The following is a 23570-nucleotide window of genomic DNA, read 5'->3' as shown; positions in this document are numbered from 1 at the left end:
TTTTTTTAGGACCAAAGAACTAACGACAAAGAAAGACAAAAACTCTTTTAAGTTGCGCTTGACTTTGACTGTCATTTTCATATAATATTTATTGTTGAACAAGACTGTAACAAGTCTTATTGGGCGTAACGTTGTGTCACCCTCTACGCATTTCGTTACTGCCGGGGCAGCGGCTGAACTTCCCTGTGCAGTGTGAAACCATTTAACGCTTTCACGGATACGATTTGCGGCGCAAATAGGCCCTACAATACATTTTCTTATTAAAAGGAGTCTACTATAATATGGCACGTTACACCGGACCTAAATTCAAACTCAGCCGCCGTCTGGGCATTTCCCTTAGCGGTACAGGCAAAGACCTGAAACGCCCTTTCCCTCCAGGACAGCACGGCGCTAACCAACGCAGAAAAATCAGTAACTACGGCATGCAGCTTATGGAAAAACAAAAGCTGCGCCACATGTACGGCTTGGGCGAAAAGCAGTTTAAAACTCTTTTCACCAAAGCACAAAAGCTCCAGGGTATTGCGGGCGAAAACTTCATGTTCCTGCTCGAAAGCCGCCTGGACAACCTGGTTTACCGTCTTGGATTCGCTAACTCCCGTGCAGGCGCACGCCAGTTGGTATCCCACGGCCACGTAACCGTTAACGGCAAAAAAGTCGACATCGCTTCTTACCGTGTAAGCATTGGCGACGTTATCGGACTCCGCGAAAGAAGCCGCACTATGACTTCAATCAAGGAAGCTCTTGACAACCGCTCCCACCTTCCAGGTTACCTGGAATATGCTGACGGATCATTCGAAGGCAAGTTCCTTCGTCTGCCAGAACGTGCCGAGCTGTCCCAGGATATCGATGAGAAGCAAATCGTCGAATTCTACAACCGTTAAGATTCGCTTACAGCGCAATCTGATCAAAGCTCCCGGATTTCTATCCGGGAGCTTTTTTTATACATAACGGCAAAGTACCTGAGTCTTCCCCGAAGCTTAATCCTCACTTTGTGGGGTTATTTTGCATCCGGTTCCTGCTAAAAAATCGCTCCTACCGGCAGAAGCGCATTCAAAATCGCCAAATTGTGCTATAATAGTTCCGTTAAAAGGAGGATTATCGTCGATGGTTGAGGAGAAGAAAAAGAAGACCGCAAAACAGCGTCCACCGCGCAGATCCTGGCTCCGCAGGTTCGGTTCAGTTGTGAAGTGGATGTTCATACTCGGTATACTCGGCTGCCTGTTTGCGGGAGGCGCTGTGGCTGGCTACGTCACTTCCATAGTGAAGAACGACCCGGTCCGGCCCGAAGAACTAATCCAGCAGCAGGTTGGGCTGAACGCCATTACCGGCTTTGCCTATTTCAGTGACGGACAGCCAATCGGCCAGCTCCGCACGGAAGAAGACCGCAGACTTATTGAATTCAACGATATTCCACAGCTTGTGATTGATGCCGTTCTCGCTATAGAGGACAATAATTTCTACAATCATAAAGGGGTGGATTTCAGCGGCACCCTGCGGGCCGTCAAGCAGAAGGTACTGAATGAATCCGTTCAGACCGGGGGCAGCACCCTTACCCAGCAGCTTGCCCGGCGCGTGTTCCTGAACCTGGACCGCACGGAAGACCGTAAGGTGAAGGAGATCCTGCTGTCGCTGCGGCTGGAACGCTTCTTGTCCAAGCAGGAAATTTTAACAGCTTATTTAAATAAGGTTCCTTTCGGGAACGGTTCCAACGGCTATAATGTATTCGGCATCAAGGCCGCCGCCAAAGGCATCTTCGGCATCAATGATCTGGAGAAGCTGAACGTGGCCCAGGCGGCATATCTTGCCGGTCTGCCCCAGCTCCCGTCCAGGTACTCTGCCTTCAACGGCGTGGGCGAATTCAACGAGACCGCCTTCGGACGGGCGATGGAACGTCAGAAGCTGGTCTTACGCCGGATGCTGGAGGAGAACAAGATCACTACTTCCCAGTATGACGAGGCGCTGCTCTTCGATATCAAGAGCTCCCTTGCTCCGCATACGAAGAAGGCCTATGCCACCTTCCCTTATCTCATGATGGAGACCGAACGCAAAGCGTCCGAGATCCTGCTGAAGCTGAATCAGGGTACGTCAGACAAGGCAGATGCAGCTACCGCTTCCCCCCAGCTTCTGGAGGAAGCCCGCCAGCAGCTGATGACCGGCGGCTACCGGGTGTACACCACCATTGACAAGAAAGTGTACAGCGCGATGCACAGCATCTCGGATGACAGCAGTAATTTCACGAAGGACAGCAAGGCCAGAGGCAAGGAACAGACGGCCGGCATGATGATCAACAACAAGACCGGGGCTATTCTCGGCATGATCGAAGGGCGCGATTTCAACATCGAGCAAATGAACTACGCCACCCAGATGATCCGCCAGCCCGGCTCCACCATGAAGCCGATTGCAGCGTATCTGCCTGCACTTAATGCAGGGCTCATTCAGCCTGCCGGCATTCTGGATGATGCACCAATCGTCATGAAGGACGGGGGCAAAGGCTACCACATTCCCAAGAATGCCAACAACCGTTACCAGGGTCTGGTTACTGCACGTTATGCCCTGAACAAATCCCTGAACCTTCCGGCTCTTAAGCTATTCAATGACAAGGTCGGCATTGAGAAGGCCTGGGCCTTCTCCAAGAAGCTGGGGATTACCACCATTCAGGATAATGACTATAGCGCACAGACCGGGGTTATCGGGGGGCTCCGTTACGGAGTATCGGTGGAAGAGCTGACCAACGCCTATTCCTCCATCGGTAACGGGGGTGCCTTCAATGATGCTTATATGATCGAGAAGATCGTTGACTATCAGGGCAAAATCGTTTACCAGCATAAAGTGAACCCGGAGCAGGTCTTCTCCAAGCAGACTGCTTATCTGATGACAGATATGCTGCGGACCGTAATCACTGACGGAACTGCAACTACAGTGAAGAGGAACTACAAGCATTTCAAGGAAGTACCGATTGTCGGCAAAACCGGTTCCACCCAGAACTATGGGGATGTCTGGTTCATGGGCTATTCCCCGGATGTCACCCTGGGAATATGGGTGGGATACAAAGAGCAGGTTAATACTCTCCAAGGGGATACGCAGAAGCGTCAGGCGCAGACCTTGTGGACCAAGGTAATGAATACAGTGATTGACAAGCGTCCCGAGCTGTTCAGCACGAAGGAATTCGCCAAGCCGGAGGGCATCGTCAGGGCGACAGTCTCCGCATACAGCGGCAAGAAGCCTTCCAAGCTGACGGATAGATTCACAACAGATCTGTTCAATGCTGAATTTGTTCCCAAGGAGAGCGACGACGGAATTTCCAAGGCCAAGTACATCACTTATAACGGGGTGAATTACATCCCTCTGGAAGGAACTCCCGAGGATTTCCTGAAGGAGAAGATCGTAGTCAAGCGCGAGAAGCCGATTCAGGAGCTGGTCAAAGAGCTGCGTGCCGCCTTCCCGGCCATGAAGTCGCATGAATCACTGTCTTACTACATGCCGCAGGATGCCAAAACCGATTATCCGACTGAGGTCGATCCGCGGGTGGATGACGGCAACGGGCCAAGTGCTCCCGGAGAAGTCATCGTCTCCTATAGTACCGGCAAGGCTGTAGTTACCTTCACCCCGAGCGGTTCGCCGGATGTTGTCGGCTACCGCCTCTACCGTTCCCTGAACGGCGGATCTTTCCAGAAGCAGGACGTTCTCCCGGCCGGAGAGAGCACCGTCTTCAGGCCGGGAACCCCGGCAGGCGCTAATGCCACCTTCTATGTGGCAGCTGTGGACGTAGCCGGACATGAGACTGCCTCCGGCAGTGTGGCTGGCGGAATCAAGCCGACACCGGAGCCTACGCCTACACCGGAACCTACGCCGGAAGCTGAGTCTACACCGGACGCCGGAATCATCCCGGACAGTACAGAGGACCCGGGCATGATCATTGTTCAGCCGCCTGCTGTGGAGACTTCAACTCCGCGAGGCGGTACCAACGCAACCGGCGGGAACAGTGGCGGGAAGGCCACGGGTACTAACAGCGGGAAGCCTGCAGGCAATGGCAGCGGGAGCACTGGCGGGAATACCGGTGGCAGTGCCGCCACTAATGCGGCAGGCAACACCGGCCGCTAAGCTCAACAGACTCTGTATACCTTGTAGTGCATGCTGCAAATAATCACTTTCGAGCAAGCTTCAAAAGCCCGTTCCCCGGGATAAGGGGAACGGGCTTTTTTCTAAATACGTTTCCGCTTGCATGATTGCAGCAGCTGCAGATCTGCCGCTCAATCCTCGATGGTCGACAAATCGCCTTCCGGAAGATGCAGCTCCCAGGCCTTCAGTACACGGCGCATAATTTTGCCGGACCGGGTCTTGGGCAGCTTATCCTTGAACTCGATCTCACGCGGTGCAGCATGGGCAGACAGGCCTGCTTTGACAAATGCCGCGATCTCTTCCTTCAGCTCCGTGGTCGGAGTGTATCCGTCGCGCAGCGAGATGAAGGCTTTGATGATCTCTCCGCGCATGACATCCGGCTTGCCGATTACCCCCGCTTCCGCAACAGCCGGATGCTCCACCAGCTTGCTCTCGACCTCGAAGGGTCCGATCCGTTCCCCGGAGGAATTAATCACATCATCAATCCGGCCCTGAAACCAGAAATAACCGTCTTCATCCATGTACGCCGAATCCCCGGAGATATACCAGCCTTCAATTCTGAAGTACTCATCATACTTGGCCTGGTTATTCCACACCTTACCCATCATGGACGGCCAGGGTGTGCGGATAGCCAGATTGCCCATGGCATACGGCGGCAGCACATTGCCGCGGTCATCCAGAATAGCGGCTTCAATCCCGGGCAGCGGCCGCCCCATGGAGCCGGGCTTGATGTCCATTCCCGGGTAGTTGCAGATGAGCTGTGCCCCCGTCTCCGTCATCCACCACGTATCATGAATCCGCTGGTGATAGAATTTGTCTCCCCAGCGAACGACCTCCGGGTTCAGCGGCTCGCCGACAGACAGCACATGACGCAGACTGCTGAGGTCAACCGCCTCCAGGCTCTCCTTGCCTGCACCCATCAGCATCCGGAATGCCGTAGGCGCACTGTACCATACCGTTACACCGAAGCGCTCAATCGTCTTATACCAGTCCTGCGGGCTGAAGCGGCCTCCCCGGACCACATTCGCTACCCCGTTGAGCCAGGGAGCAAAGATTCCATAAGAGGTCCCGGTCACCCACCCCGGATCGGCGGTGCACCAGTACACATCGTCCGGCCGCAGATCCAGCACCACCTTGCCTGTATAATAGTGCTGGATCATGGCTCTCTGCACATGGTAGATGCCTTTGGGCTTCCCGGTGGAACCGGAGGTGTAATGCATAATCAGACCGTCCTCCAGGCTCAGCCATTCCGGTTCCAGCTCGGCAGAGGCTTCAGCCATCTCCGCTTCATAGCTCAGCAGCCCGGATTCCTCGTCCGCTGCGGCTCCGACCACAAAGATATGCCGCAGCCCGGGAAGCTGCTCACGCTTCACCCGGTGCAGCAGCTCCGGTGTAGTCACCAGCGCCACCGCTCCGCTATCCTCCAGGCGGTCTTTCACCGCCGTCTCCATGAACGCCTCGAACAGCGGACCTGCCACCGCTCCCGTCTTCAGAATGCCAAGCAGGCTGAAGTACAGCTCCGGCGTACGCGGCATGAAGATGAACACCCGGTCGCCCTTGCCGATTCCGTATTTACGGAGCACATTCCCGAACTTATTCGAGCGTTCCCGCAAGTCGGCGAAGGTGTACCGCTCCTCGCGCACTGCGTCGCTGTAGATCAGCGCCGTAGCGCCCCCCCGACCCTCCTGCACATGACGGTCTATGGCTTCATGCGCCATATTCACCTTGCCGGTCCCATGCCAGGAGAAGCTGCGCTCGACATCCTCCCACCGGAATTCATCAACTGCCCGGGAATAATCCTCCATGTTCGAATGTGTTACCCGGCCCGGCAAAATTTCGTTGTGGACTTGCCCCATTGCTCTTGCCTCCCCTACTGGTTTGCTTTAAGCTTTAAGAGTAACCATCTGATTCTATGAATTGCTGTCAATGTTTCATTTGTGAATATTCCGTGTCGGAATCAGTATACCACAGCAAACGGTTACATTCCATATTATAGTGAACCGGAGGGAGGCCAAGCATGGAGCACCATAAAATCCCTGTATCTCATACTCTAGAGCACCAAGGCCGGCTGATTTCTGTCCGTGGACCCCTATCCCCGGGCGCGCTTCAGACGCTAAGCATGCACCGTGATCTGGATGCCTTCCGCAAGCCCCAGGAGCAGCTTGAAGCTTTGATAGAGATATCCGGCTTACCTGAGGGACGTATCGTGGCGGCAGTGGTCTCAGATGTTATTGTGGGGTATGTCACTTTTCATTACCCGGATGAGCTGGAGCTATGGTCTCAGGGCGGGATGGAAGATCTGATCGAGCTGGGAGCCATCGAAGTGGCTGACGAGTATCGCGGGAGCGGCCTTGCGAAGCTGCTGGTTTCGAGCGCTTTTGAGAAGGGACAACTGGAGAACTGCATCGTATTCACAACTGAATATTATTGGCACTGGGACCTCAAGGGGAGCGGCCTTACCGTATGGGAGTACCGCCAGATGATGGAGAAGCTGATGAAGACGGTAGATATGGTGTGGTATGCCACCGATGACCCGGAGATCTGCTCGCACCCGGCCAATTGCCTGATGGTCCGTATGGGCCAGGCTGTACCGCTGTCCTCCCGCGAGACCTTCGACCGGGTGCGCTTCAGACAGCGGTTCATGTATTAACCGGAGGTATTGCCCATGGATTACATGGCCTTAAGCATATGTTCTAGAATGGCATGCGAATGCTGCGAGGCCGTCACGGTGAACTCACTGTAATTCACATGGGCTGAGCCGTCTGCTTTGTCCGACATGGAACGTACGATTACAAAGGGCGTCCCGTTCATATGACAGACCTGGGCAACCGCCGCTCCCTCCATCTCAGCACAGGCCCCGTCCAGCTGCTCACGCAGCATAGCTACAGACGCCCTGCTGGCAATGAATTGATCCCCGGACAGCACAATGCCCGTCACAGACTTCTGCTGCAGCTCTCGACAGGCCTCTTCGGCCAGCTTCACCAGTACCGGATCTGCCTGGAAGGCGGAGGTCTCCTGATAAGGAATCACACCTCTGGCATACCCCAGGGCTGTAGCATCCATATCATGCTGAATGCAGGATGACGAAATGACAATATCTCCAATGTTGAGCTCTGGATGCAGCGCCCCTGCCACTCCGGTGAACAGCACCCGCTTAACGCAGAAGCTATCCAGGAGAATCTGTGTGGTTACTGCGGCGTTCACCTTACCGACCCCTGATTTGCAGACTACAGCCGATTTCCCGAACACTGTGCCTGCATAAAAGCTAATCCCCGCCTTCACCGTTGTCTGCGGATTCTCCATCTCTTCCAGCAGCAGCTTGATTTCTTCATCCATGGCGCCGATCAGGCCCAGAACCTCACTCATTGAATTCCCCTCCATTTGTAGCTTGTCTGATATTACACTATGTATAGCGGGAGACAGCTCTCCCTCCCGATGTTCATTAACCCGAAACATAAAAAGCCCCCGAAGGAGCTTCTTATGAAATCTATTCATGCTGGACGTATAGATCTTACTTGTTGACATGGTTGACAGACAACCGGAGAATGGTCTCATGCGGCAAAATAACCCGCGGATTCTCAACCGTCTCCTTCTTCATCAGCTTCGTCAGCAGTCTCATCGCTACAGCACCAAGATCATACATTGGCTGCGCTACAGTGGTGAGGAGCGGACGAACCATTGAAGCCATACGGATATTGTCTACACTGATAATCGAGAAATCATCCGGTACCTTGAGACCTTCATCCTGAATGCTGTGAATGGCACCAATCGCCATCTCATCGGTAGCGGCAAAGACCGCTGTCGGCTTCTTCTTCAGACCCAGGAAGTACTTCATGGCTTCGACACCGGATTCGTAACGATAGTTACCGATGCGCACCAGATCCTCCTGATACTCGATACCTGCCGCTTCCAGCGCCTTCTTGTAGCCGTGGAACCGGGCATAGCCGTTCGCAGGGTCCTGCAGCGTGCCGCTGATCATTGCAATCTCACGGTGACCGTGGCGGATTAGTGTATTCACTGCATCGAATGCAGCCGTCTCATGGTCGATATCGACAGAAGGATACGTCCCCTTCTCATCGCGGGTCGCACAGAGAACGATTGGCACAGCAGAGGTCTGGAAAGCCTGAATATGCTCTTCCGTAACCGTTCCGCCCATGAACAGCAGCCCGTCCACCTGCTTCTCCAGCAAGGTGTTAATGACACGAATTTCTTTCTCTTTGCGCTTGTCTGCGTTACAGAGAATAATGTTGTAGTGATACATATTGGCAATATCTTCAATCCCGCGTGCAATTTCCGCAAAAATCGAGTTTGAGATATCAGGGATAACAACCCCTACGGTTGTCGTTTTCTTGCTGGCGAGACCTCTCGCCACAGCATTCGGACGATAGCCCAAACGCTCAATCGCTTCAAAAACCTTCTTCCGGGTCTGCGGTTTCACGTTGGGGTTATTATTCACAACCCGTGATACCGTAGCCATAGATACGCCTGCTTCTCGAGCTACATCGTAAATGGTTACCGTCAAATTACTCTCTCCATTGCGATAAATTTTATCGTTCGACTAATTAAAATTATGATACGACACTTTGTACAATTGTGCAATGATAACGCTTCATTTTCCTTTCAAAATTTCTTTCAAAGGTTGAAACGCCAGTCCTGGCGCGGCTTTGACGCCTTCCGCCAATTCCTGATTCTCCAATAGCTTCCAGTTGAAAGCCCTTAAAATTTCAAGAATTCTGTATGCTTTCTCTATCGTATCAAAAAGCGCGTGAAAAATCCAACATTCGTTGAAACTTTTTCATTGTTTTTGCAGGTTTTTTTTCAAAATGTCAAAAAATGCTCTTTATTTGGCACTTTCTGCCGAATGAGCCGTCAGCTGGGAGAGCCGGAGACCGATCTCTTCCATCCACTTCCGGTCGGACAGATCCGCCGCCGTGCGGTATACATCCAGCAGCAGATCAATACGGCTCTGCATAGCCTTACGGATGGACTCCTCCAGTTCCGGCATCCCGCCGGCAAACAGGCCCGCAGCCAATGTATCCTTCAGCACACTGGCCCACTCATTGCGGTCCGCAAAGGAAAGGTTCAGCTTGCCCGGGGGACGTTCTCCAAGCTCCTTGATCAGCTGACCCAGGTCGCGCTTAATAACCGGCAGGGGCTCATAACGGGCGCATTGCCCGCAGGTATATACAGGGACATGAGTAATTTTGATCTTCGCACTATAAATCAGTGTATGCATATGTATGGTCATGATCCCGCCGCAGCCACAAGACTTCTTCATTAATTGTTCCTTATACATCTCCCACACCTCAGAATGATCTTTTAAAAAAGGCATAGTTCTGCCTTTTCCCTAATCTAGTATTCGACTTCATTCCCCTGAATCCCTGCCAGTTTGCATATCATGTTTAAATTGGCAATAGTATTAAGAATTCCCATATTGAAAAGTGACTTCAAGTTTCTCTTTTGATAGAATGACATAGAACTCAGGAAGTTAATGCTGAAGGGAGCTGTAAGCAATGAGACTGACCGGTAAAAAAGTCATTGCGCTTGTAGACGATGAATTCGAAGACTTGGAGCTGTGGTATCCCGTATACCGCGTTCGTGAGGAAGGGGCTGAGGTTCATTTGGCAGGCCTCACGAAGGGCAAGACGTATGTCGGCAAATATGGCGTACCCGCCACCGCTGAATATAGCTGGGACGAGCTGAAGGCTGCCGATTATGACGGCATCCTTGTTCCCGGAGGCTGGGCACCCGACAAAATCCGCCGGTACGACGCAGTGCTGAAGCTGGTGCAGGATTTCAATACCGCGAAGAAGCCGATTGGGCAGATCTGCCATGCCGGGTGGGTCCTGATCTCCGCCAAAATTCTCGAAGGCGTCACCGTCACCTCCACCCCGGGCATCCGTGACGATATGGAGAATGCCGGGGCCATCTGGAAGGATGAGCCTGTCGTCACTGACGGCCATATCATCTCCGCCCGCCGTCCGCCGGACCTGCCGCCTTACGGCAAAGCGTTCTGTGATGCGCTGGCAGGAGTATAAGCTGAAGCGGACCTGGAATAATTCAAGCAACGCAACAAACTAACCAAGAAGCCCTGACCTGTCTGCCGACAGGGTTCAGGGCTTCTTGCTGCTTTTAAAGGGGGATTAGCGGATAGGGACGGACAGCTTCTCTTTAATCAGGGCTGGGTAGGCCTCAAGGATGAATGTCAGCGGCTGCGGGTATTTATTGCTGCCCAGACCTTGATAGTACAGAACAGGGATTGACTTCCCATTCCCCTGCTCGGTGCGCTGCGGAATATCAATGTCAAACTTGTATGCCGCATGGACTGTACCTGCTCCATCGGTAAATGTTTGACCCAGCATCAATGTATTGTAGATCGAGTTACTCTGGGCTTCAGTATCATATTCCAAAACCATCGTGGAGCCCTTCTCCGTGTTGTGCACGGACATTTGCAGAGTTTGATCGGGAGCCTTGATGATTTGTTGCTTGTCCGTATCAATCACTAATTGGGTTGCCTTCTTATCCAGCGCCATAATTCCACTAATTTGCAGCTGGAGCGACTGGTTCAAACGGCTGTCGTTCGCAAAAATCAGTCTGCTCTTACTGTCTGTAAAGCTGGCGGAGCGTAATTCCAGAAGCGTATAGTCATTGCCGCTACCTGCCAACAAACGCGGTTTATACATGGAGAAGATTTGTTTGGAGTTCTGCGGGTTGCTGGTGTAGTCCAGATAAATGCCCGAGGCGGCAAGATAGACTTCATTAATTCCGAGTTCCTGGCCGTCTATCGACAGTGTTTGGTCAACACGTATGGTTTCCCCTGCCTTGGCCATCTGATTCCGGTCCAGCGGAATGGCTACAGACAGCTTGGTGGGGGGGGCGTCTGCCGAAGCAGAGGTGAACTGCTTATTCTCACCAAGCTCCAGCTCAAACTTAATCTGATCCGGAAGCGAGCTGTAATCGCTCTCCCACTGCCTTACTTCATAACCATAGGTTATACTGTTCGGAGTATTCGACACACCTGGCCCCCGGGACGAATGCAGTGAGTTCATGCTACTTCCTGTAAGCTGCATAGAATTCACAGCAACGTTCTTGTTCGTATTATTCTGTAATGAATACAGAAGGATAATTCCCTTCCGGTCTGCAGCAATTCCATCTACGGTCAGGACCAATCCGTTCTGCTCCGCCGTAACCCCGCTGATCCGCTGTACTAATCCTGCATCAACGGCTGAGGATACGGTGGTGTTGCTCCATACGTTTGTAAGGTACTTTTCAAATTTCAAATTATTCTGGTTCATAGCTCCCGTATGCATGACAGCCCCTTGGGGCTTCAACATCCTGCCTGCCCATGGAAAGGAGAACAGCAGCACAAAGGCCAGCACAGCCGCTATACCCAGAGCATAGCGCTTCCTGAGTGACATAGAGCTTCTGCGTGAACGGGTGATCCCTCTGCGGATTGCCGTATTAAGCTTCAGCTCTGCGACCTCTTCCGCCTCTGCCGACAGACTGTGATAGTACTCCTTCAGCAGTTCCTCTTCAGTTCTGACCATGCTATAGTCCCCCTTTAATTCTCATTTTGTCTCGCAACTGCTTGAGTCCTTTGTTCAGCCAGGTCTTGACCGTTCCTTCCGGCTTGCCCAGCACTTCGGCAATTTCCGTCAGCGTCATATCCCGGTAATACTTCAGCACAAGCACCTGGCGGTATTTCGGCTTCACCGCTTCCAGGGCCTGCTCCATATCCAGCTTGCGGTCGCTGGTCATCTCCTGCAGTCCGCCGCCCGCCTGTTCCGGCACTGGAGCCGCCATCCGCTTCCTGCGCTTCAGTTCATCCTTGCAGCAGTTGATCAGAATCCGGGTCAGCCAGGGTGCAAACCGTTCCTTGTCCTTCAGGCTCCCGCGCTTGGCCCAGGCCCGGTATGTAGTTTCCTGAACCATTTCAAGTGCCTCCGCCTCGCTGCGCAAGTAACTGTACGCAATGCTGTAGAGTATTTTCTTCTGTTCCAGTACCCGTCCGATAAACAGCTGCTCTTGATCATTCAAGTGGCTCACCCGCTCGCCTTCCCATGTATGTTCCATCGAGGCTTAGTCTCCCCCTTCTTTTTTGACTTCTGTATATACTGACTGTCCAGTAGTCCAAACGGTTTTACTTTTTGCAGAATGAAGCTGTTGCCCGTGAATGAAGCAGCAGCCCAGTAGTGGATGATTGCGCTTCCCTCTACAGCAAAAAGCCCGGTGTGTATGGCCCCCTGGACCCTCACACCGGACTATATATGGGTATTCTTTCTATTTGTCTTGTAAGCCCTTAATGTTCGGCCGTTCCACGGCTATGACATCTTCCCTTTGGGATCTCCGCCGGCCCCCAGCGGGAATCCGCTGCGCCCAACATAAGCAGTGAGCTGCGCCTCTGTCTCCGTGCTGGTCCGGTTGCGGAAGCAGAGCTTCGCGATCTCCCTGGCCTCGGAGGCCAGCGTGTTCAGCGTGCGGTGCTTCACCTTCAGCAGGGCCTGCGGTGACATGCTCAGCACGCTGATCCCAAGCTCCAGCCAGAGCGGGAGTGAACGCTCGTCCGCGGCCATCTCGCCGCAGACACTGACGTCGATGCCCGCGCTGTGTGCCGCATCCACCGTCATGCGGATCATGCGCAGCACTCCCGGGTGATAGGGATGATACATATGGGCAATCTGCTCATTCATCCGGTCCACCGCCAGTACATACTGCACCAAGTCATTCGTGCCGATACTGAAGAAGTCCACTTCTTCCGCCAACAGGTCGGCTATCATCACTGCGGCGGGAACCTCGATCATTATCCCCACCTTTATCTCGCGGTTATACGGCACACCCTGGCTGTCCAGCTCGCTCTTCACTTCGTTCAGCACCGCTTTGGCCGCCTGCACCTCCTCTACAGAGGAGATCATCGGGAACATCATTCTGACATTGCCGTAATGACTGGCCCGCAGAATCGCCGATATTTGCGTTTTGAACATGTCCTTGCGGTCCAGGCTGATCCGGATGGCCCGGTAGCCGAGGAACGGGTTCTGCTCCTCCGGCAGCTGGAAGTAATCCAGGTGCTTGTCCCCCCCGATATCAAGCGTACGGATGACCACGGACTCCTTGCCGACTTTTTCCGCGACCAGCTTATAGACTTCGAATTGCTCATCTTCAGTCGGGAAGGAGCTGCGGTCCATATACAGGAATTCGGTGCGGAAAAGCCCGACTCCCTCGGCCCCGTATTTCAGCGCGATGTTCAGCTCCTTCACGGAACTGATATTGCCTGCCAGCCGCAGCGATACACCGTCCTTCGTCACCGCTTCGACAGTAGCAAGCAGCTCCAGCTGCTCCCGCTTCCGCTGCTGCTTCGCCCGTCTGGTGTAGAAGTCATCCAGTGTCGCTTCATCTGGATGAAGCATAACCGTCCCGGTCTCGCCATCAAGTACCAGCATATCCCCGGTCTGGATCGGGGTCAGGAGCTTGTTCTCCAGGCCAGCCACCAGCGGAATGCCGAGCGCGCGGGCCATGATGGAGGAATGCGAGGTTTTGCCGCCCATCATCGTCACGATGCCCAGCACATACGCCGGATTCAAGTGGGCCAGCTGGGAGGGAGACAGCTCCTTCGCCACAAGAATGTACGGCTGGGTATCGGACGGTAGTGTAACTTCCGGCGCACCCAGCAGATGCTTCAATAGGCGGTTGCCGACATCCTTGATATCCACGGCCCGTTCCTTCATATATTCATCGTCCAGCAGATCGAACATCGCTACAAAGTGGTCGATTGCTTCCTTGACCGCTACCTCGGCCGCTTTGTATTGGCGTTCGATAATGCCACGGATTTCGCTCATGAACACCGGATCATCCAGGATCGCCAGATGGGCATCGAAAATACTCGATTCCTCCGGTCCAACGACCTCACGGAATTCTTTTTTGATAAATTCGATCTCGTCCTTGGAGGTCCGGATGCCTTCGTACAACCGTTCGAACTCCTTGGCCAGATCCACCGGATTCACCTGGGTGTCCGGCAGACTCCATTCCCAGTTCGGCAAGACAAAGGCCTTCCCGATGGCAACACCTGCTGCAGCGCCTATGCCTTGTATCATGCTTCGATCCCTCCAACATTGCTTTCATGTAGTACCACGGACATGACGGAAGACTGCCCCTTTTTCACGTTTTTGAATGGCGCGTAGCTCCAGGATTTGACCCGGTCCGGGTTGGTGATGACCATCGGTGTCGCCAGCGAAGCCGCATGCTCCTTCAGGAAGGCCAGATCGAACTTGACCAGCAGCTGCCCCGGCTCCACACTGTCACCTTCCTGTACAAGCGCCTCAAACGGCCCTTTAAGCTGCGAAGTATCGATCCCGATATGCATGAGCACCTCCAGCCCTTCGGGCGTAGCAATGCCCACTGCGTGCATCGTAGGGTATACGTGCATCACCTTGCCGAATACAGGCGAGACCAGCTCTCCTTTGTCCGGGACAAAGGCCACTCCATCTCCCACCAGCTTCGCGGCAAAAATATGGTCCGGCACTTCTTCAATCGGCATCATCCGGCCCTGAATCGGCGAGCTGAACAGCACCTGCGGCAGATCGCGCAGCATCAGCTTATCGATCTCCTCGCGGATCAGCTCCGAATACGTCCCGAAGACGACCTGCACGTTGCCGCCGCCCAGCTTGATAATGCCTGCAGAGCCCAGCCCCTTAAGCGCCCCTGTATCGATGAAGCGGTCATTATGGACCGTTAATCTCAGCCGGGTGATGCAGGCCTGTACCTGCACAATATTCTCCTTGCCGCCCAGCGCCTCCAGAATCAGCGGAGCCTGATACGGGATATTGCCTGCCCAGTCGCCCAGCTCCGAGCCCTCTTCACGGCCCGGCGTAGGAATCTGGAACCGGCGGATCGCCCAGCGGAACACATTATAGTAGACAATGCCGTAGCCGATTCCGATCGGAATCAGCAGCCAGGCCCGCTGGGACAGATGCATGTTGAGGAAGAAGTCGATGGTCCCGGCGGAATAGGAGAAGCCGTGATGAATCCCGAGCGAATAGGTCAGCACCATCGCCAGCCCGGACATGACCACATGCAGTGCAAACAAATACGGCGACGCGAACAGGAAGGCAAATTCAATCTGCTCCGACACGCCGGTCAGGAAGCACACCAACGCTGCACGCAAAAAAGTCTTCTTGATCTTGGGCTTGAGGTCCTCGCGCGCTTCCTGAATGATCGCAAAGGCAATTGCGGGCAGGGCGAACATCATGATCGGGAACAGCCCGGCCATGAACACACCCGCTGTAGGGTCGCCGGCAAAAAAGCGCGGCAAATCCCCCTGCACGACCGCACTGCCGTCAGGCGTCGTGAAGGAGCCCAGCTGGAACCAGAATACATTATTCAGGATATGGTGCAGGCCGAAGGCCGTCAGCACCCTGTACAGCACCCCGTAGACAAACACACCATACCCGCCGGTTACCTGCACCACCCTGAACAGCTCATTGAGCAGCTCCTGCAGGAGCGGGGACACTCCGAGCATCACCCAGGCGAACAGCGCCGAGAATAAGCCCATGAACAGCAGAACAAAACGCGACCCTCCAAAAAACTGGATCGCCTCCGGCAGCTTGATATTCTTAAACCGGTTATGCGCTACACCGGCTACAATCCCAAGGATAATTCCAATTAATGTTGCAGGCTGTACAGCCCCGTCTCCCATGTTGGAAACAATCCGGTCATAAGTGAACATCCCGGCGAGTGCGGCCAGTCCGGCCGGTCCGGCCTGATTGGACAACCCCCACGCCACACCGACAGCAAACAAATAAGGCATGAAATAGAATATTCCTTGCCCCGCGTACGTCGTCACTTCGGATACCGAAGAAAGTCCCCATGCAGACCACGGCAGACTGCCCAGACTCAGCAGGATGGCTGCAGCCGGAAGCACCATGGTAGGAAGCATAATGGCTCTGCCCAACTGCTGCAAAGATCCGAGCCAATTCAAGGCGACCCTCTCCTTTCTTTCTATATTGAATGGTAAGCGCTGCAACAGTTTTTGTCAAAAGAATCTGGGGATGAACCGGAGGTGAAGCGCGCTACGAAGACGGCACCTTCGCGCCTTCGCACCCTTCGCACCCTTCGCACCCTTCGCACCCTTCGCACCCTTCGCACCCTTCGCACCCTTCGCACCCTTCGCACCCTTCGCACCCTTCGCACCCTTCGCACCCTTCGCACCCTTCGCACCCGCTAAAGTGTAGCATGGGCATAGACAGCCTACCAATAGAGCGGTGATTGTATTTTATACAACAGATTGGCCGAAATTCCGCTCATATCCACGATCTATTGTATTTCGTACATTAGAAATCTCAGAATTACATCATAACCAACCATAAATCAAAATTCTACTGTATAAAAAGCAACAGAAGCTCGAAATCGCGGGTTTTGACTAAATTCTAATGTACAAAATACATTCACACTGGTGCGGCTGCGACTATTCAAAGCCTTTTAAACAATGATGTCCCGTCTTCTCACCAACTTTGATCCTGATGCATAGGCCTCAGTTCATAGGATCTTATCCCTCTCCCGCCACCGACAGGCTGAAGCAGTCCTTTCTCGCTCAGAGCGTTCAACAGTTTGCGTGCCGTTCTAAAGTTAATCTCGAAATAATCCGTTACATCCTTAGGACGAAGTGCTCTGCCCATCTGCCAGGCTAAACGTAACACATCTTTTTCTCCAGACAACAGATGTTCTCCGGCAACTCTGCTCCGCGCCAAATACGGCGCCAGCGCCAGCTGCAGCAGCATCCGGCAGACTTCAGGGCGCTGCTGGATGTCGTCGAACGAGAAGTGCAGCATTTTCCAGCCCATGGCTGTCAGGAAGGTATCCCGGTTCAGCGCATAGTTGAACTTCTCCCGGTCCATATCCTTGATATGGCTCTGATAGCCGTCACACTCAATCCCAAAGCGGGTTCCGTTCTGCGGCAGAAAGGCAAAATCCAGAAACTGCGACTTCCGGTTCCAATCGTACACCTCATATTCAGGGTGCAAATGCTCCAGTGATTCGAATAGCGGCCACCATACATTCAGCAAAAACAGCTTCTCCGCATAGTTATGTCCGCGCAGCAGCCGCCCCCGCCGTTCACCCGTCCTCCCATTCGTATGTGCTTCAATGAAGCTGCCGTGTGCCTGATCAAATTCCACCTCTATCTCCCCCTCCCGCAAAATACAAAAAACGCCCTTTCCCGCCATGAGCGGATAAAGGACGTTCTTCGTCTGCGTTAATTATAACAAATAGCTAAGCCTTCAATCTATTCTTCTGTATGAGCAGCGCTGCCGGTTGTGACAGCCTGGCTGGTATACCTGCGGAAGCCGGAGTTCCTAAGATTCTTCCCTTGAAGCTCTTCCCTCGAAGCTCTTACCCTAAAGCCCTTATCTCAAAGCCTCTACTATAAAATCCTTAGCCCCGGTTCCGGCCCTTCATCGTGATCGCTTCCTCCACCTTGATGCAGCGGTCCATGATTGCGATCATATCATTCGCAGCGGCGATGTCCGCCGCCTCTTGACTAATGATCCCTTGCTGCAGCCAGAGAACACGCGCCCCGATATCAGCCGCCTCCTGCGCAACAGCCGCGCAGTATTCACTGCGGCGGAACACATTTACAATATCCACCGGCTCAGGAATCTCCGCCAGGGTGTGATAACACTTCTCGCCCAGGATCTCCCCGTCCACTGACGGGTTGACCGGAATGATCCGGTACCCCCGGCTCTGCATCGCGCCTGCGACCATATAAGAGGTGCGGTCTGTTTTGTCCGATAGGCCTACTACGGCAATATTGCCTGCCGCCGCCAGTATGTCTCCAATTTGATCCCTGCTTGGGTTCTCAAAGCTCATGTGTATTACCCCTTCCCGTTGATCGTGCCCGTGGTATCCTCAGCACAAGGCTGCTTAGCCCACGGCACATACCAGATTCAGCTACAACTACATCATACCGCGCATCAGGAAAAGTTCCAAATCCGGACCGTCCGCATGATCCAGCTGTATTGTTCATCTCACTAAGGTAAGGATTATACACTTTGTAGTTATATGCCTGCTGTGAAGCGGCATTTTCAGTTCACAGTACACAGCCACACCATATGAACAGAATCCGGCCCCCAATAATCCTTAACTGCTGCATAGGGCGTTCCGAACTTCCGCAGCCATCTGTCCTGCGCCCGCTTATATCCGCTGTCCAGGCAGAATCCGGAAATTCCCCGCTTTCTGAGAAAGACCATGACCTCCTCAATTAAAGCTGAGCCTACACCCTGTCCCTGAAATTCAGGCAGGACATACAAGCTTCCCAGCTCACCGACAGCCGATAGGCGGTTATCGGTGCAGTTCCGTATGTCCTCTCCGCAAGGCGCATAAGAAACAGTGCCGATAACCACTCCGCCGCTTCTGGCCAGCCAGAAATACACATCCGTATCCTGCGGATTCAACGCAGCATTGGCCATCTGTATCTTGGCTGCGATCTCCTGCCGGATGTCTGCCTGCAGGTGACCCATTCCTTCCCGTTCGAAGGCGTCGGCGATCGTCACCTTGAACAGCTTCGATACGGAAGGGATGTCCTTCGGAGCAAGAGGTGTGATACTTAATGAATCTAAAGTTCTCACTCCACCCATTCCACATCTGCACCCAGCGAACGCAAGTGATCGAAATACTGCGGATAAGACTTCGCCACATGGTGGGCATCCTTGATGCGCAGCGGCTGGCGGGCACGCAGGCCAACTACAGTAAGCGCCATGATCACACGGTGGTCATAGTGGGCATTAATGGTTACCCCGCCCTCCACCCCTTCGGGTGTGCCATGCACAATAATCTCGTCCCGGCGTTCTTCAACCTTCGCACCGGCACGGGTCAGCTCGGCCAGGTAATCTGTGATGCGGTCGCATTCCTTGTAGCGCAGATTCTCTACATTGTAGAAGCGCGAGGTCCCTTCAGCGAATACGGCTGCGGCCACCATCGCCAGCACAGCATCGGTTGCCGCATCCCCGTCGAATTCCACCGCCTTCAGGATGCCGTTCCCCTGCACATGCACCGAACCGTTCTCATGGGTGAGCGGCACCTCCATCATCCGCAGCACATCGACAATGGCCCGCTCCCCCTGCTTGCTTCTCTCAGCCAGCCGGTGAATGGTCACATCCGATTTCGTCACCGCTGCGGCAGCAAGCACTGCGGCTGACCCCGGATAATCCCCTTGAACCGTGTAGGACTTGGCTGCATAAGCCTGGCGGCCCGGCACCCGGAAGGACATATAATCGTCCGCCGCATGCACGATAATTCCGGCCTGCTCCATGACCTCCAGCGTCTGGCCGATGACGACCTTGGATTTCAGATCATCCAGCACGATGATCTCACTGTCTTCTTCAAGCAGCGGAGTCAGGAATAAGAGTGCGCTCAGATACTGCGAGCTGACAGCGCCGGAGACGGTAATCCGTCCACCCTGCGGCTTGCCGCCGCGGATCGTGATCGGCAGCCTGCCCTGGTTATGCTCCACCTCGACGCCGAGCTGACCCAGCGCCTGGATCAGATCATCATGCGGCCGTTTGCCGAGGGAATCCGGGTACGTATTCACGAAGGTAACCTCCGGGCTGAGCGCAGCCACCGCCATCAGGAACCGTAGTACTGCACCGGCATTCCCGACATTAAGCTCCTTGACATTACGGGGATGACGCCCGAATCCTTGCACTACGATTTTCTCATCATCCTCGGTCAGAACTGCGCCGAGATCGGCGATGCATCTGCGGATGGCGTCGCTGTCCTCGCTGTGTGCGGGATGATAGATCGTGCTGACACCTTCAGAGAGGGCGGCTACCAGCAGATAGCGAGTCGTATAGTTTTTGGAGGACAGGGCTCCAAATTCTCCTTGCAGCGTCGGCGTAGGCCTAACAATAACGTCCATAGTATAAGCGCTCCTTCATAATATAGTAGTCTGTATGTACGGTCCTGTTTGACAGGGTAATCCGCAGTTGTGTTATCATTGCGTGAAGCCAGTCCATAAATATTCGAACAGAAAAGAGGGTACTACCATGAATGAGATTCCGCAAATTACACCGCAGGAGCTGCGTAAGCGACTCGCATCCGGTGAAGAACTTCTGCTGATCGACGTCCGTGAAGACGATGAGGTTGCCTTCGGCATGATTCCCGGTGCGCAGCATATCCCGATGGGCCAGATTCCGCAGCAGACGGAGGAGCTTCCAGCTGATACGGAGATCATCTTCATATGCCGCTCCGGCGGCCGCAGCCAGCGTGTCTGTGAATATTTGCAGCAATTCGGCATTAAGGGCTCGAACCTGAGCGGCGGCATGATTGAGTGGGACGAAACGGAAGCGTAATGAACTTCATCCTGAAGCTTAAGCGCCAACACACATAAAAGCTCAAGCGCGGTAACGCAGTAAAATGTATTGCGAGACCTCGGCCACATTCAGCTCCGTTGTATCGACCGTGCAATGTGCGAAACGGTAAGCCTCCCTGCGCTGTTCCATAATGGAGCGTATCCGTTCTTCGGCATTGCCGGCGAGCAGCGGCCGGTTCTCATCCCCGCTGACCCGTTCAATAATCGTCTCCTCGGAGGCTGTAAGCGCCACAACGAATCCATGCTCCAGCATAAGCTCGGCATTCCCGGGCGCAAGTACCGCCCCCCCGCCTGTAGAGATCACTCTGCGTTCTCCCTGCAGCATCTCCTGGAGGACCGCTGATTCAATGCTCCGGAACGCCTGCTCTCCGCCTTCTGCGAAGATATCCGCAATGCTGCGGCCCTCTCTTCCGGTAATCACTGCATCCAGATCTATCAATTCATAGTCAAGCTCCCCGGCCAGAATGGCGCCTACTGTCGATTTCCCAGTAGCCATCATCCCGACGAGAATGATATTTCGATCGTTCATAACTACCTCCAAGCCGCGACATTTGTCATATCATAACACAGGGTGAAAAGTTTGCACAATGCCGGGCGGCCTCCAATTTGAAGACGGCTGTGCCTGCCGCCTGCCCTGCCTCATCCATGCAAAAAACCCGAAAGCCCTCCGCATGAAGCGGAAAGCATCTCGGGTTCCTGAGCATGAAGCGAAGCGGCTGCCTGTTATTCTGCCAGCCAGTTGTGGTGAAACACGCCTTCTTTGTCCACACGCTTGAAGGTGTGGGCGCCGAAGTAATCGCGCTGCGCCTGCAGCAGGTTCGCCGGAAGACGTTCTGTACGATAGCTGTCGTAATATGCAAGAGCGCTGGCGAATCCCGGAACCGGAATGCCCAGAGTTACAGCCGAAGCGATAACTTTGCGCCAAGCCGACTGGTAGTTATCCATAACATTCTTGAAGAACGGATCAAGCAGCAGGTTCTTCAGGTCTGCATTATTAGCATAAGCATCTGTGATGTTCTGCAGGAACCGGGAACGGATGATGCAGCCGCCGCGCCAGATCTTGGCCAGCTCGCCGTATTTCAGATCCCAGCCGTATTCGTCAGAAGCTACACGCAGCTGGGCGAAGCCCTGGGCATACGATACGATCTTGCTGGCGAACAATGCCTTGCGCACGTTCTCGATGAATTCTGCCTTGTCGCCGTCGAAGGCTACCGCAGGAGGTCCGCTAAGCACTTTGCTGGCTTCAACGCGTTCTTCCTTCATCGCCGACAGGAAGCGGGAGAAGACGGATTCGGTAATCATGGACAGCGGCACGCCGAGATCCAGCGAGCTTTGGCTTGTCCACTTGCCGGTACCCTTTTGTCCGGCTGCGTCAAGGATAACATCAACCATCGGCTTGCCGGTCTCTTCGTCATACTGGGCGAAGATATCCTTCGTGATCTCGATCAGATAGCTGTCCAGCTCGCCGTTGTTCCACTCTGCGAAGGTGCTGTGCAGCTCCTTGGCATCCAGACCCAGGACGTCCTTGAGCAGGTGGTAGGCTTCGCCGATCAGCTGCATGTCACCGTACTCGATGCCGTTATGCACCATTTTCACATAGTGTCCTGCACCGTCCGGCCCGATATATGTACAGCAAGGCTCTCCGCCCACGTGAGCTGAAATCGCCGTAAGAATAGGTTCAACCAGCTTATATGCGCTTTCTTGACCGCCTGGCATAATGGAAGGTCCCTTGAGCGCGCCTTCTTCACCGCCGGACACACCGGTACCGACGAAGCGGAAGCCTTTGTCTTCAAGATATTTGCTGCGGCGTACCGTGTCAGGGAAATAAGCATTACCGCCATCGATGATGATATCACCCTGATCCAAGTAAGGCAGAAGCTGCTCAATGGTGGCATCGGTTGCCTGGCCAGCCTGAACCATGATCAGAATCTTGCGCGGTACTTCCAGTGATTGTACGAACTCTTCAACGGAGAACGTGCCCACCAGGTTCTTGCCTGCTGCTTCTGCGACCAGATCATGTGTCTTCTCCGGGGAACGGTTAAACACGGATACGCTGAAGCCTTTGCTCTCGATGTTAAGAGCCAAATTTTTGCCCATTACCGCCAAGCCAATAACGCCGATTTGTTGTTTTGACATCTGGTTCTCCACCCTTTGCACCCTGTATTTTTGTGAAATCCATTTCTCGCAGTATAAGAATACCACCCTTTGTCAGAGACAGCAAAGTTCTGCCTGCGAAAGAGAGATCAATTTCATTGACAAACTTCGATCCATCAGGGAAATTGCTCACAATGACTATTTTAACGGTTTTGTCCGCAGAAGTGAACCCCCGTCCTCAAGAAAGGCTCAATAAAAGGACACCCCGCGTTGGGATGCCCTTAACCGCCTGTATTCACTTCGCACCCTACCACTCCAGCGCTGCCAGCTCCCTGGTCAATTGCTCAAGCCTCGCTGTGCTGGCCGCCACTGCATCAGTATCGCTGCCACGCATCGCTTCACTCAGCCGGTCGAGCTCTTCATCCACCGCAAGCCTGCGGTCACGGATTCGCTCTTCGCCCTCAATGGAGTAGAACAGCTTCGTCAGCTCCTGATCCGACAGCAGCGGCCCCTTCTGGTACAGCACCCGCTGCTGATAACCTGAAATCTCCACTAGGCGGATGACTTCACCGAATAAAATATTCTCTATAATAATCTGACGGTCGCGGAAGCGCTTGACAACGGCATGACCTCTCATATCCCCAATCAGCTTCTCCATCCATTCTGACAGGCGCGCATCACGGATCATGTAATCTCCCACCAGCTTGAAGCCGTCCTTAATCCGCTGGAAGCGCAGCTTCACAAGCTTGCGGCCGGTGCGCACCGAAATAAGAAAAACATTCTCGTTCTCACTCCAGTACAGGGAATAGCCTTCCTGGATCAGATCCTTGATTAAATCCTGGATATGCTGTCTGTCGAACCGCAGCTCCAGATTACAATACTCCACTTCATCGTTCTTGTTCACGGCACTCCCCCCTAACGGCTTGATTTGAGCATTGTCAGCTTCATGGCCTAACCTAAGAGCAGAACAGACTGCCGGACCTCCGCTTGAACCTTGTGG

Annotated in this window: 20 protein-coding genes; 5 read left to right on the top strand and 15 right to left on the bottom strand. The window is 53.8% G+C overall.

Features of this window, described 5'->3' with window-relative positions; genetic code table 11:
- Nucleotides 1-281 precede the first annotated feature (281 nt).
- Nucleotides 282-881 (top strand): 30S ribosomal protein S4, encoded by a 600-nt coding sequence (gene rpsD / locus MHH28_RS03430; protein WP_405111822.1) that lies wholly within the window; start codon nt 282-284, stop codon nt 879-881.
- Nucleotides 882-1104: 223 nt separating this feature from the next.
- Nucleotides 1105-4101: a transglycosylase domain-containing protein gene (locus MHH28_RS03425; protein ID WP_405111819.1), complete on the top strand. Its 2997-nt coding sequence runs from the start codon at nt 1105-1107 to the stop codon at nt 4099-4101.
- Between the two features lie 149 nt (nt 4102-4250).
- On the opposite strand, the gene acsA is transcribed toward MHH28_RS03425, so the two are convergent.
- Nucleotides 4251-5975, bottom strand: coding sequence for an acetate--CoA ligase (gene acsA, locus MHH28_RS03420; protein WP_405111816.1), 1725 nt, complete (start codon nt 5973-5975; stop codon nt 4251-4253).
- Between the two features lie 161 nt (nt 5976-6136).
- Here acsA and MHH28_RS03415 point away from each other — a divergent pair, with 161 nt between their 5' ends.
- Entirely contained in the window at nt 6137-6769 is a 633-nt protein-coding gene (locus tag MHH28_RS03415; RefSeq protein WP_405111813.1) for a GNAT family N-acetyltransferase, read from the top strand.
- A 20-nt stretch (nt 6770-6789) separates the two neighbouring features.
- On the opposite strand, the gene MHH28_RS03410 is transcribed toward MHH28_RS03415, so the two are convergent.
- From MHH28_RS03410 to MHH28_RS03400, 3 genes are all read right to left on the bottom strand, one after another.
- Nucleotides 6790-7485 carry a 5'-methylthioadenosine/adenosylhomocysteine nucleosidase gene (locus MHH28_RS03410; protein ID WP_405111810.1) on the bottom strand — a complete coding sequence of 232 codons (696 nt, stop codon included), beginning with the start codon at nt 7483-7485 and terminating at the stop codon, nt 6790-6792.
- A 145-nt stretch (nt 7486-7630) separates the two neighbouring features.
- Nucleotides 7631-8641: a catabolite control protein A gene (gene ccpA / locus MHH28_RS03405; RefSeq protein WP_405111808.1), complete on the bottom strand. Its 1011-nt coding sequence runs from the start codon at nt 8639-8641 to the stop codon at nt 7631-7633.
- A 318-nt stretch (nt 8642-8959) separates the two neighbouring features.
- Entirely contained in the window at nt 8960-9397 is a 438-nt protein-coding gene (locus MHH28_RS03400; protein WP_405111805.1) for a hypothetical protein, read from the bottom strand.
- A 235-nt stretch (nt 9398-9632) separates the two neighbouring features.
- Here MHH28_RS03400 and MHH28_RS03395 point away from each other — a divergent pair, with 235 nt between their 5' ends.
- Nucleotides 9633-10157 carry a type 1 glutamine amidotransferase domain-containing protein gene (locus tag MHH28_RS03395; protein WP_405111802.1) on the top strand — a complete coding sequence of 175 codons (525 nt, stop codon included), beginning with the start codon at nt 9633-9635 and terminating at the stop codon, nt 10155-10157.
- 105 nt (nt 10158-10262) lie between these two features.
- Here MHH28_RS03395 and MHH28_RS03390 read toward each other — a convergent pair whose 3' ends face one another.
- The 8 genes from MHH28_RS03390 to aroA form a co-directional block, all read right to left on the bottom strand.
- A complete protein-coding gene (locus tag MHH28_RS03390) occupies nt 10263-11666 on the bottom strand; it encodes a hypothetical protein (RefSeq protein WP_405111800.1) in 1404 nt (467 codons plus the stop codon).
- Nucleotide 11667: 1 nt separating this feature from the next.
- A complete protein-coding gene (locus MHH28_RS03385) occupies nt 11668-12192 on the bottom strand; it encodes an RNA polymerase sigma factor (protein ID WP_405111797.1) in 525 nt (174 codons plus the stop codon).
- A 248-nt stretch (nt 12193-12440) separates the two neighbouring features.
- Nucleotides 12441-14207, bottom strand: coding sequence for a phosphoenolpyruvate--protein phosphotransferase (gene ptsP / locus MHH28_RS03380; RefSeq protein WP_405111794.1), 1767 nt, complete (start codon nt 14205-14207; stop codon nt 12441-12443).
- Nucleotides 14204-16090 (bottom strand): glucose PTS transporter subunit IIA, encoded by a 1887-nt coding sequence (locus MHH28_RS03375; protein ID WP_405111791.1) that lies wholly within the window; start codon nt 16088-16090, stop codon nt 14204-14206. The genes ptsP and MHH28_RS03375 overlap by 4 nt, the downstream gene beginning before the upstream one ends.
- 523 nt (nt 16091-16613) lie before the next feature.
- Nucleotides 16614-17285 carry a hypothetical protein gene (locus tag MHH28_RS03370; RefSeq protein ID WP_405111788.1) on the bottom strand — a complete coding sequence of 224 codons (672 nt, stop codon included), beginning with the start codon at nt 17283-17285 and terminating at the stop codon, nt 16614-16616.
- Between the two features lie 256 nt (nt 17286-17541).
- Complete coding sequence (locus tag MHH28_RS03365; protein WP_405111786.1) at nt 17542-17976, bottom strand: CoA-binding protein; 435 nt, start codon at nt 17974-17976, stop codon at nt 17542-17544.
- Between the two features lie 215 nt (nt 17977-18191).
- Nucleotides 18192-18734, bottom strand: a complete 543-nt coding sequence (locus MHH28_RS03360; RefSeq protein ID WP_405111783.1) for a GNAT family N-acetyltransferase — start codon at nt 18732-18734, stop codon at nt 18192-18194.
- Entirely contained in the window at nt 18731-20023 is a 1293-nt protein-coding gene (gene aroA, locus MHH28_RS03355; RefSeq protein WP_405111780.1) for a 3-phosphoshikimate 1-carboxyvinyltransferase, read from the bottom strand. Before aroA ends, MHH28_RS03360 begins: the two co-directional genes overlap by 4 nt.
- Nucleotides 20024-20150: 127 nt before the next feature.
- Between aroA and MHH28_RS03350 the strand changes: the two genes are divergently transcribed.
- A complete protein-coding gene (locus MHH28_RS03350; protein ID WP_405111777.1) occupies nt 20151-20456 on the top strand; it encodes a rhodanese-like domain-containing protein in 306 nt (101 codons plus the stop codon).
- Between the two features lie 42 nt (nt 20457-20498).
- On the opposite strand, the gene MHH28_RS03345 is transcribed toward MHH28_RS03350, so the two are convergent.
- The 3 genes from MHH28_RS03345 to MHH28_RS03335 form a co-directional block, all read right to left on the bottom strand.
- Nucleotides 20499-21005 (bottom strand): shikimate kinase, encoded by a 507-nt coding sequence (locus MHH28_RS03345; protein ID WP_405111775.1) that lies wholly within the window; start codon nt 21003-21005, stop codon nt 20499-20501.
- A 194-nt stretch (nt 21006-21199) separates the two neighbouring features.
- Nucleotides 21200-22612 (bottom strand): NADP-dependent phosphogluconate dehydrogenase, encoded by a 1413-nt coding sequence (gene gndA / locus MHH28_RS03340; protein WP_405111773.1) that lies wholly within the window; start codon nt 22610-22612, stop codon nt 21200-21202.
- Nucleotides 22613-22877: 265 nt separating this feature from the next.
- Nucleotides 22878-23474, bottom strand: a complete 597-nt coding sequence (locus MHH28_RS03335) for a hypothetical protein (RefSeq protein WP_405111770.1) — start codon at nt 23472-23474, stop codon at nt 22878-22880.
- Between the last annotated feature and the right edge of the window lie 96 nt (nt 23475-23570).

It is taken from the genome of Paenibacillus sp. FSL K6-1217, from assembly GCF_045040735.1.
Classification (GTDB): Bacteria; Bacillota; Bacilli; order Paenibacillales; family Paenibacillaceae; genus Paenibacillus_AQ.
Note: the sequence above shows the minus strand (reverse complement) of the source record. Positions and strands in the feature narration are given on the sequence as shown.

Bases quoted from the DNA above. Each gene is read 5' to 3' on its own strand.
- aroA (WP_405111780.1), bottom strand. From the start codon at position 20,023: ATGGACGTTATTGTTAGGCCTACGCCGACGCTGCAAGGAGAATTTGGA.
- ptsP (WP_405111794.1), bottom strand. From the start codon at position 14,207: ATGATACAAGGCATAGGCGCTGCAGCAGGTGTTGCCATCGGGAAGGCC.
- MHH28_RS03350 (WP_405111777.1), top strand. From the start codon at position 20,151: ATGAATGAGATTCCGCAAATTACACCGCAGGAGCTGCGTAAGCGACTC.
- MHH28_RS03400 (WP_405111805.1), bottom strand. From the start codon at position 9,397: ATGAAGAAGTCTTGTGGCTGCGGCGGGATCATGACCATACATATGCAT.
- MHH28_RS03345 (WP_405111775.1), bottom strand. From the start codon at position 21,005: ATGAACGATCGAAATATCATTCTCGTCGGGATGATGGCTACTGGGAAA.
- MHH28_RS03395 (WP_405111802.1), top strand. From the start codon at position 9,633: ATGAGACTGACCGGTAAAAAAGTCATTGCGCTTGTAGACGATGAATTC.
- MHH28_RS03410 (WP_405111810.1), bottom strand. From the start codon at position 7,485: ATGAGTGAGGTTCTGGGCCTGATCGGCGCCATGGATGAAGAAATCAAG.
- MHH28_RS03425 (WP_405111819.1), top strand. From the start codon at position 1,105: ATGGTTGAGGAGAAGAAAAAGAAGACCGCAAAACAGCGTCCACCGCGC.
- MHH28_RS03385 (WP_405111797.1), bottom strand. From the start codon at position 12,192: ATGGAACATACATGGGAAGGCGAGCGGGTGAGCCACTTGAATGATCAA.
- gndA (WP_405111773.1), bottom strand. From the start codon at position 22,612: ATGTCAAAACAACAAATCGGCGTTATTGGCTTGGCGGTAATGGGCAAA.
- MHH28_RS03365 (WP_405111786.1), bottom strand. From the start codon at position 17,976: ATGAGCTTTGAGAACCCAAGCAGGGATCAAATTGGAGACATACTGGCG.
- MHH28_RS03415 (WP_405111813.1), top strand. From the start codon at position 6,137: ATGGAGCACCATAAAATCCCTGTATCTCATACTCTAGAGCACCAAGGC.
- acsA (WP_405111816.1), bottom strand. From the start codon at position 5,975: ATGGGGCAAGTCCACAACGAAATTTTGCCGGGCCGGGTAACACATTCG.
- MHH28_RS03390 (WP_405111800.1), bottom strand. From the start codon at position 11,666: ATGGTCAGAACTGAAGAGGAACTGCTGAAGGAGTACTATCACAGTCTG.
- rpsD (WP_405111822.1), top strand. From the start codon at position 282: ATGGCACGTTACACCGGACCTAAATTCAAACTCAGCCGCCGTCTGGGC.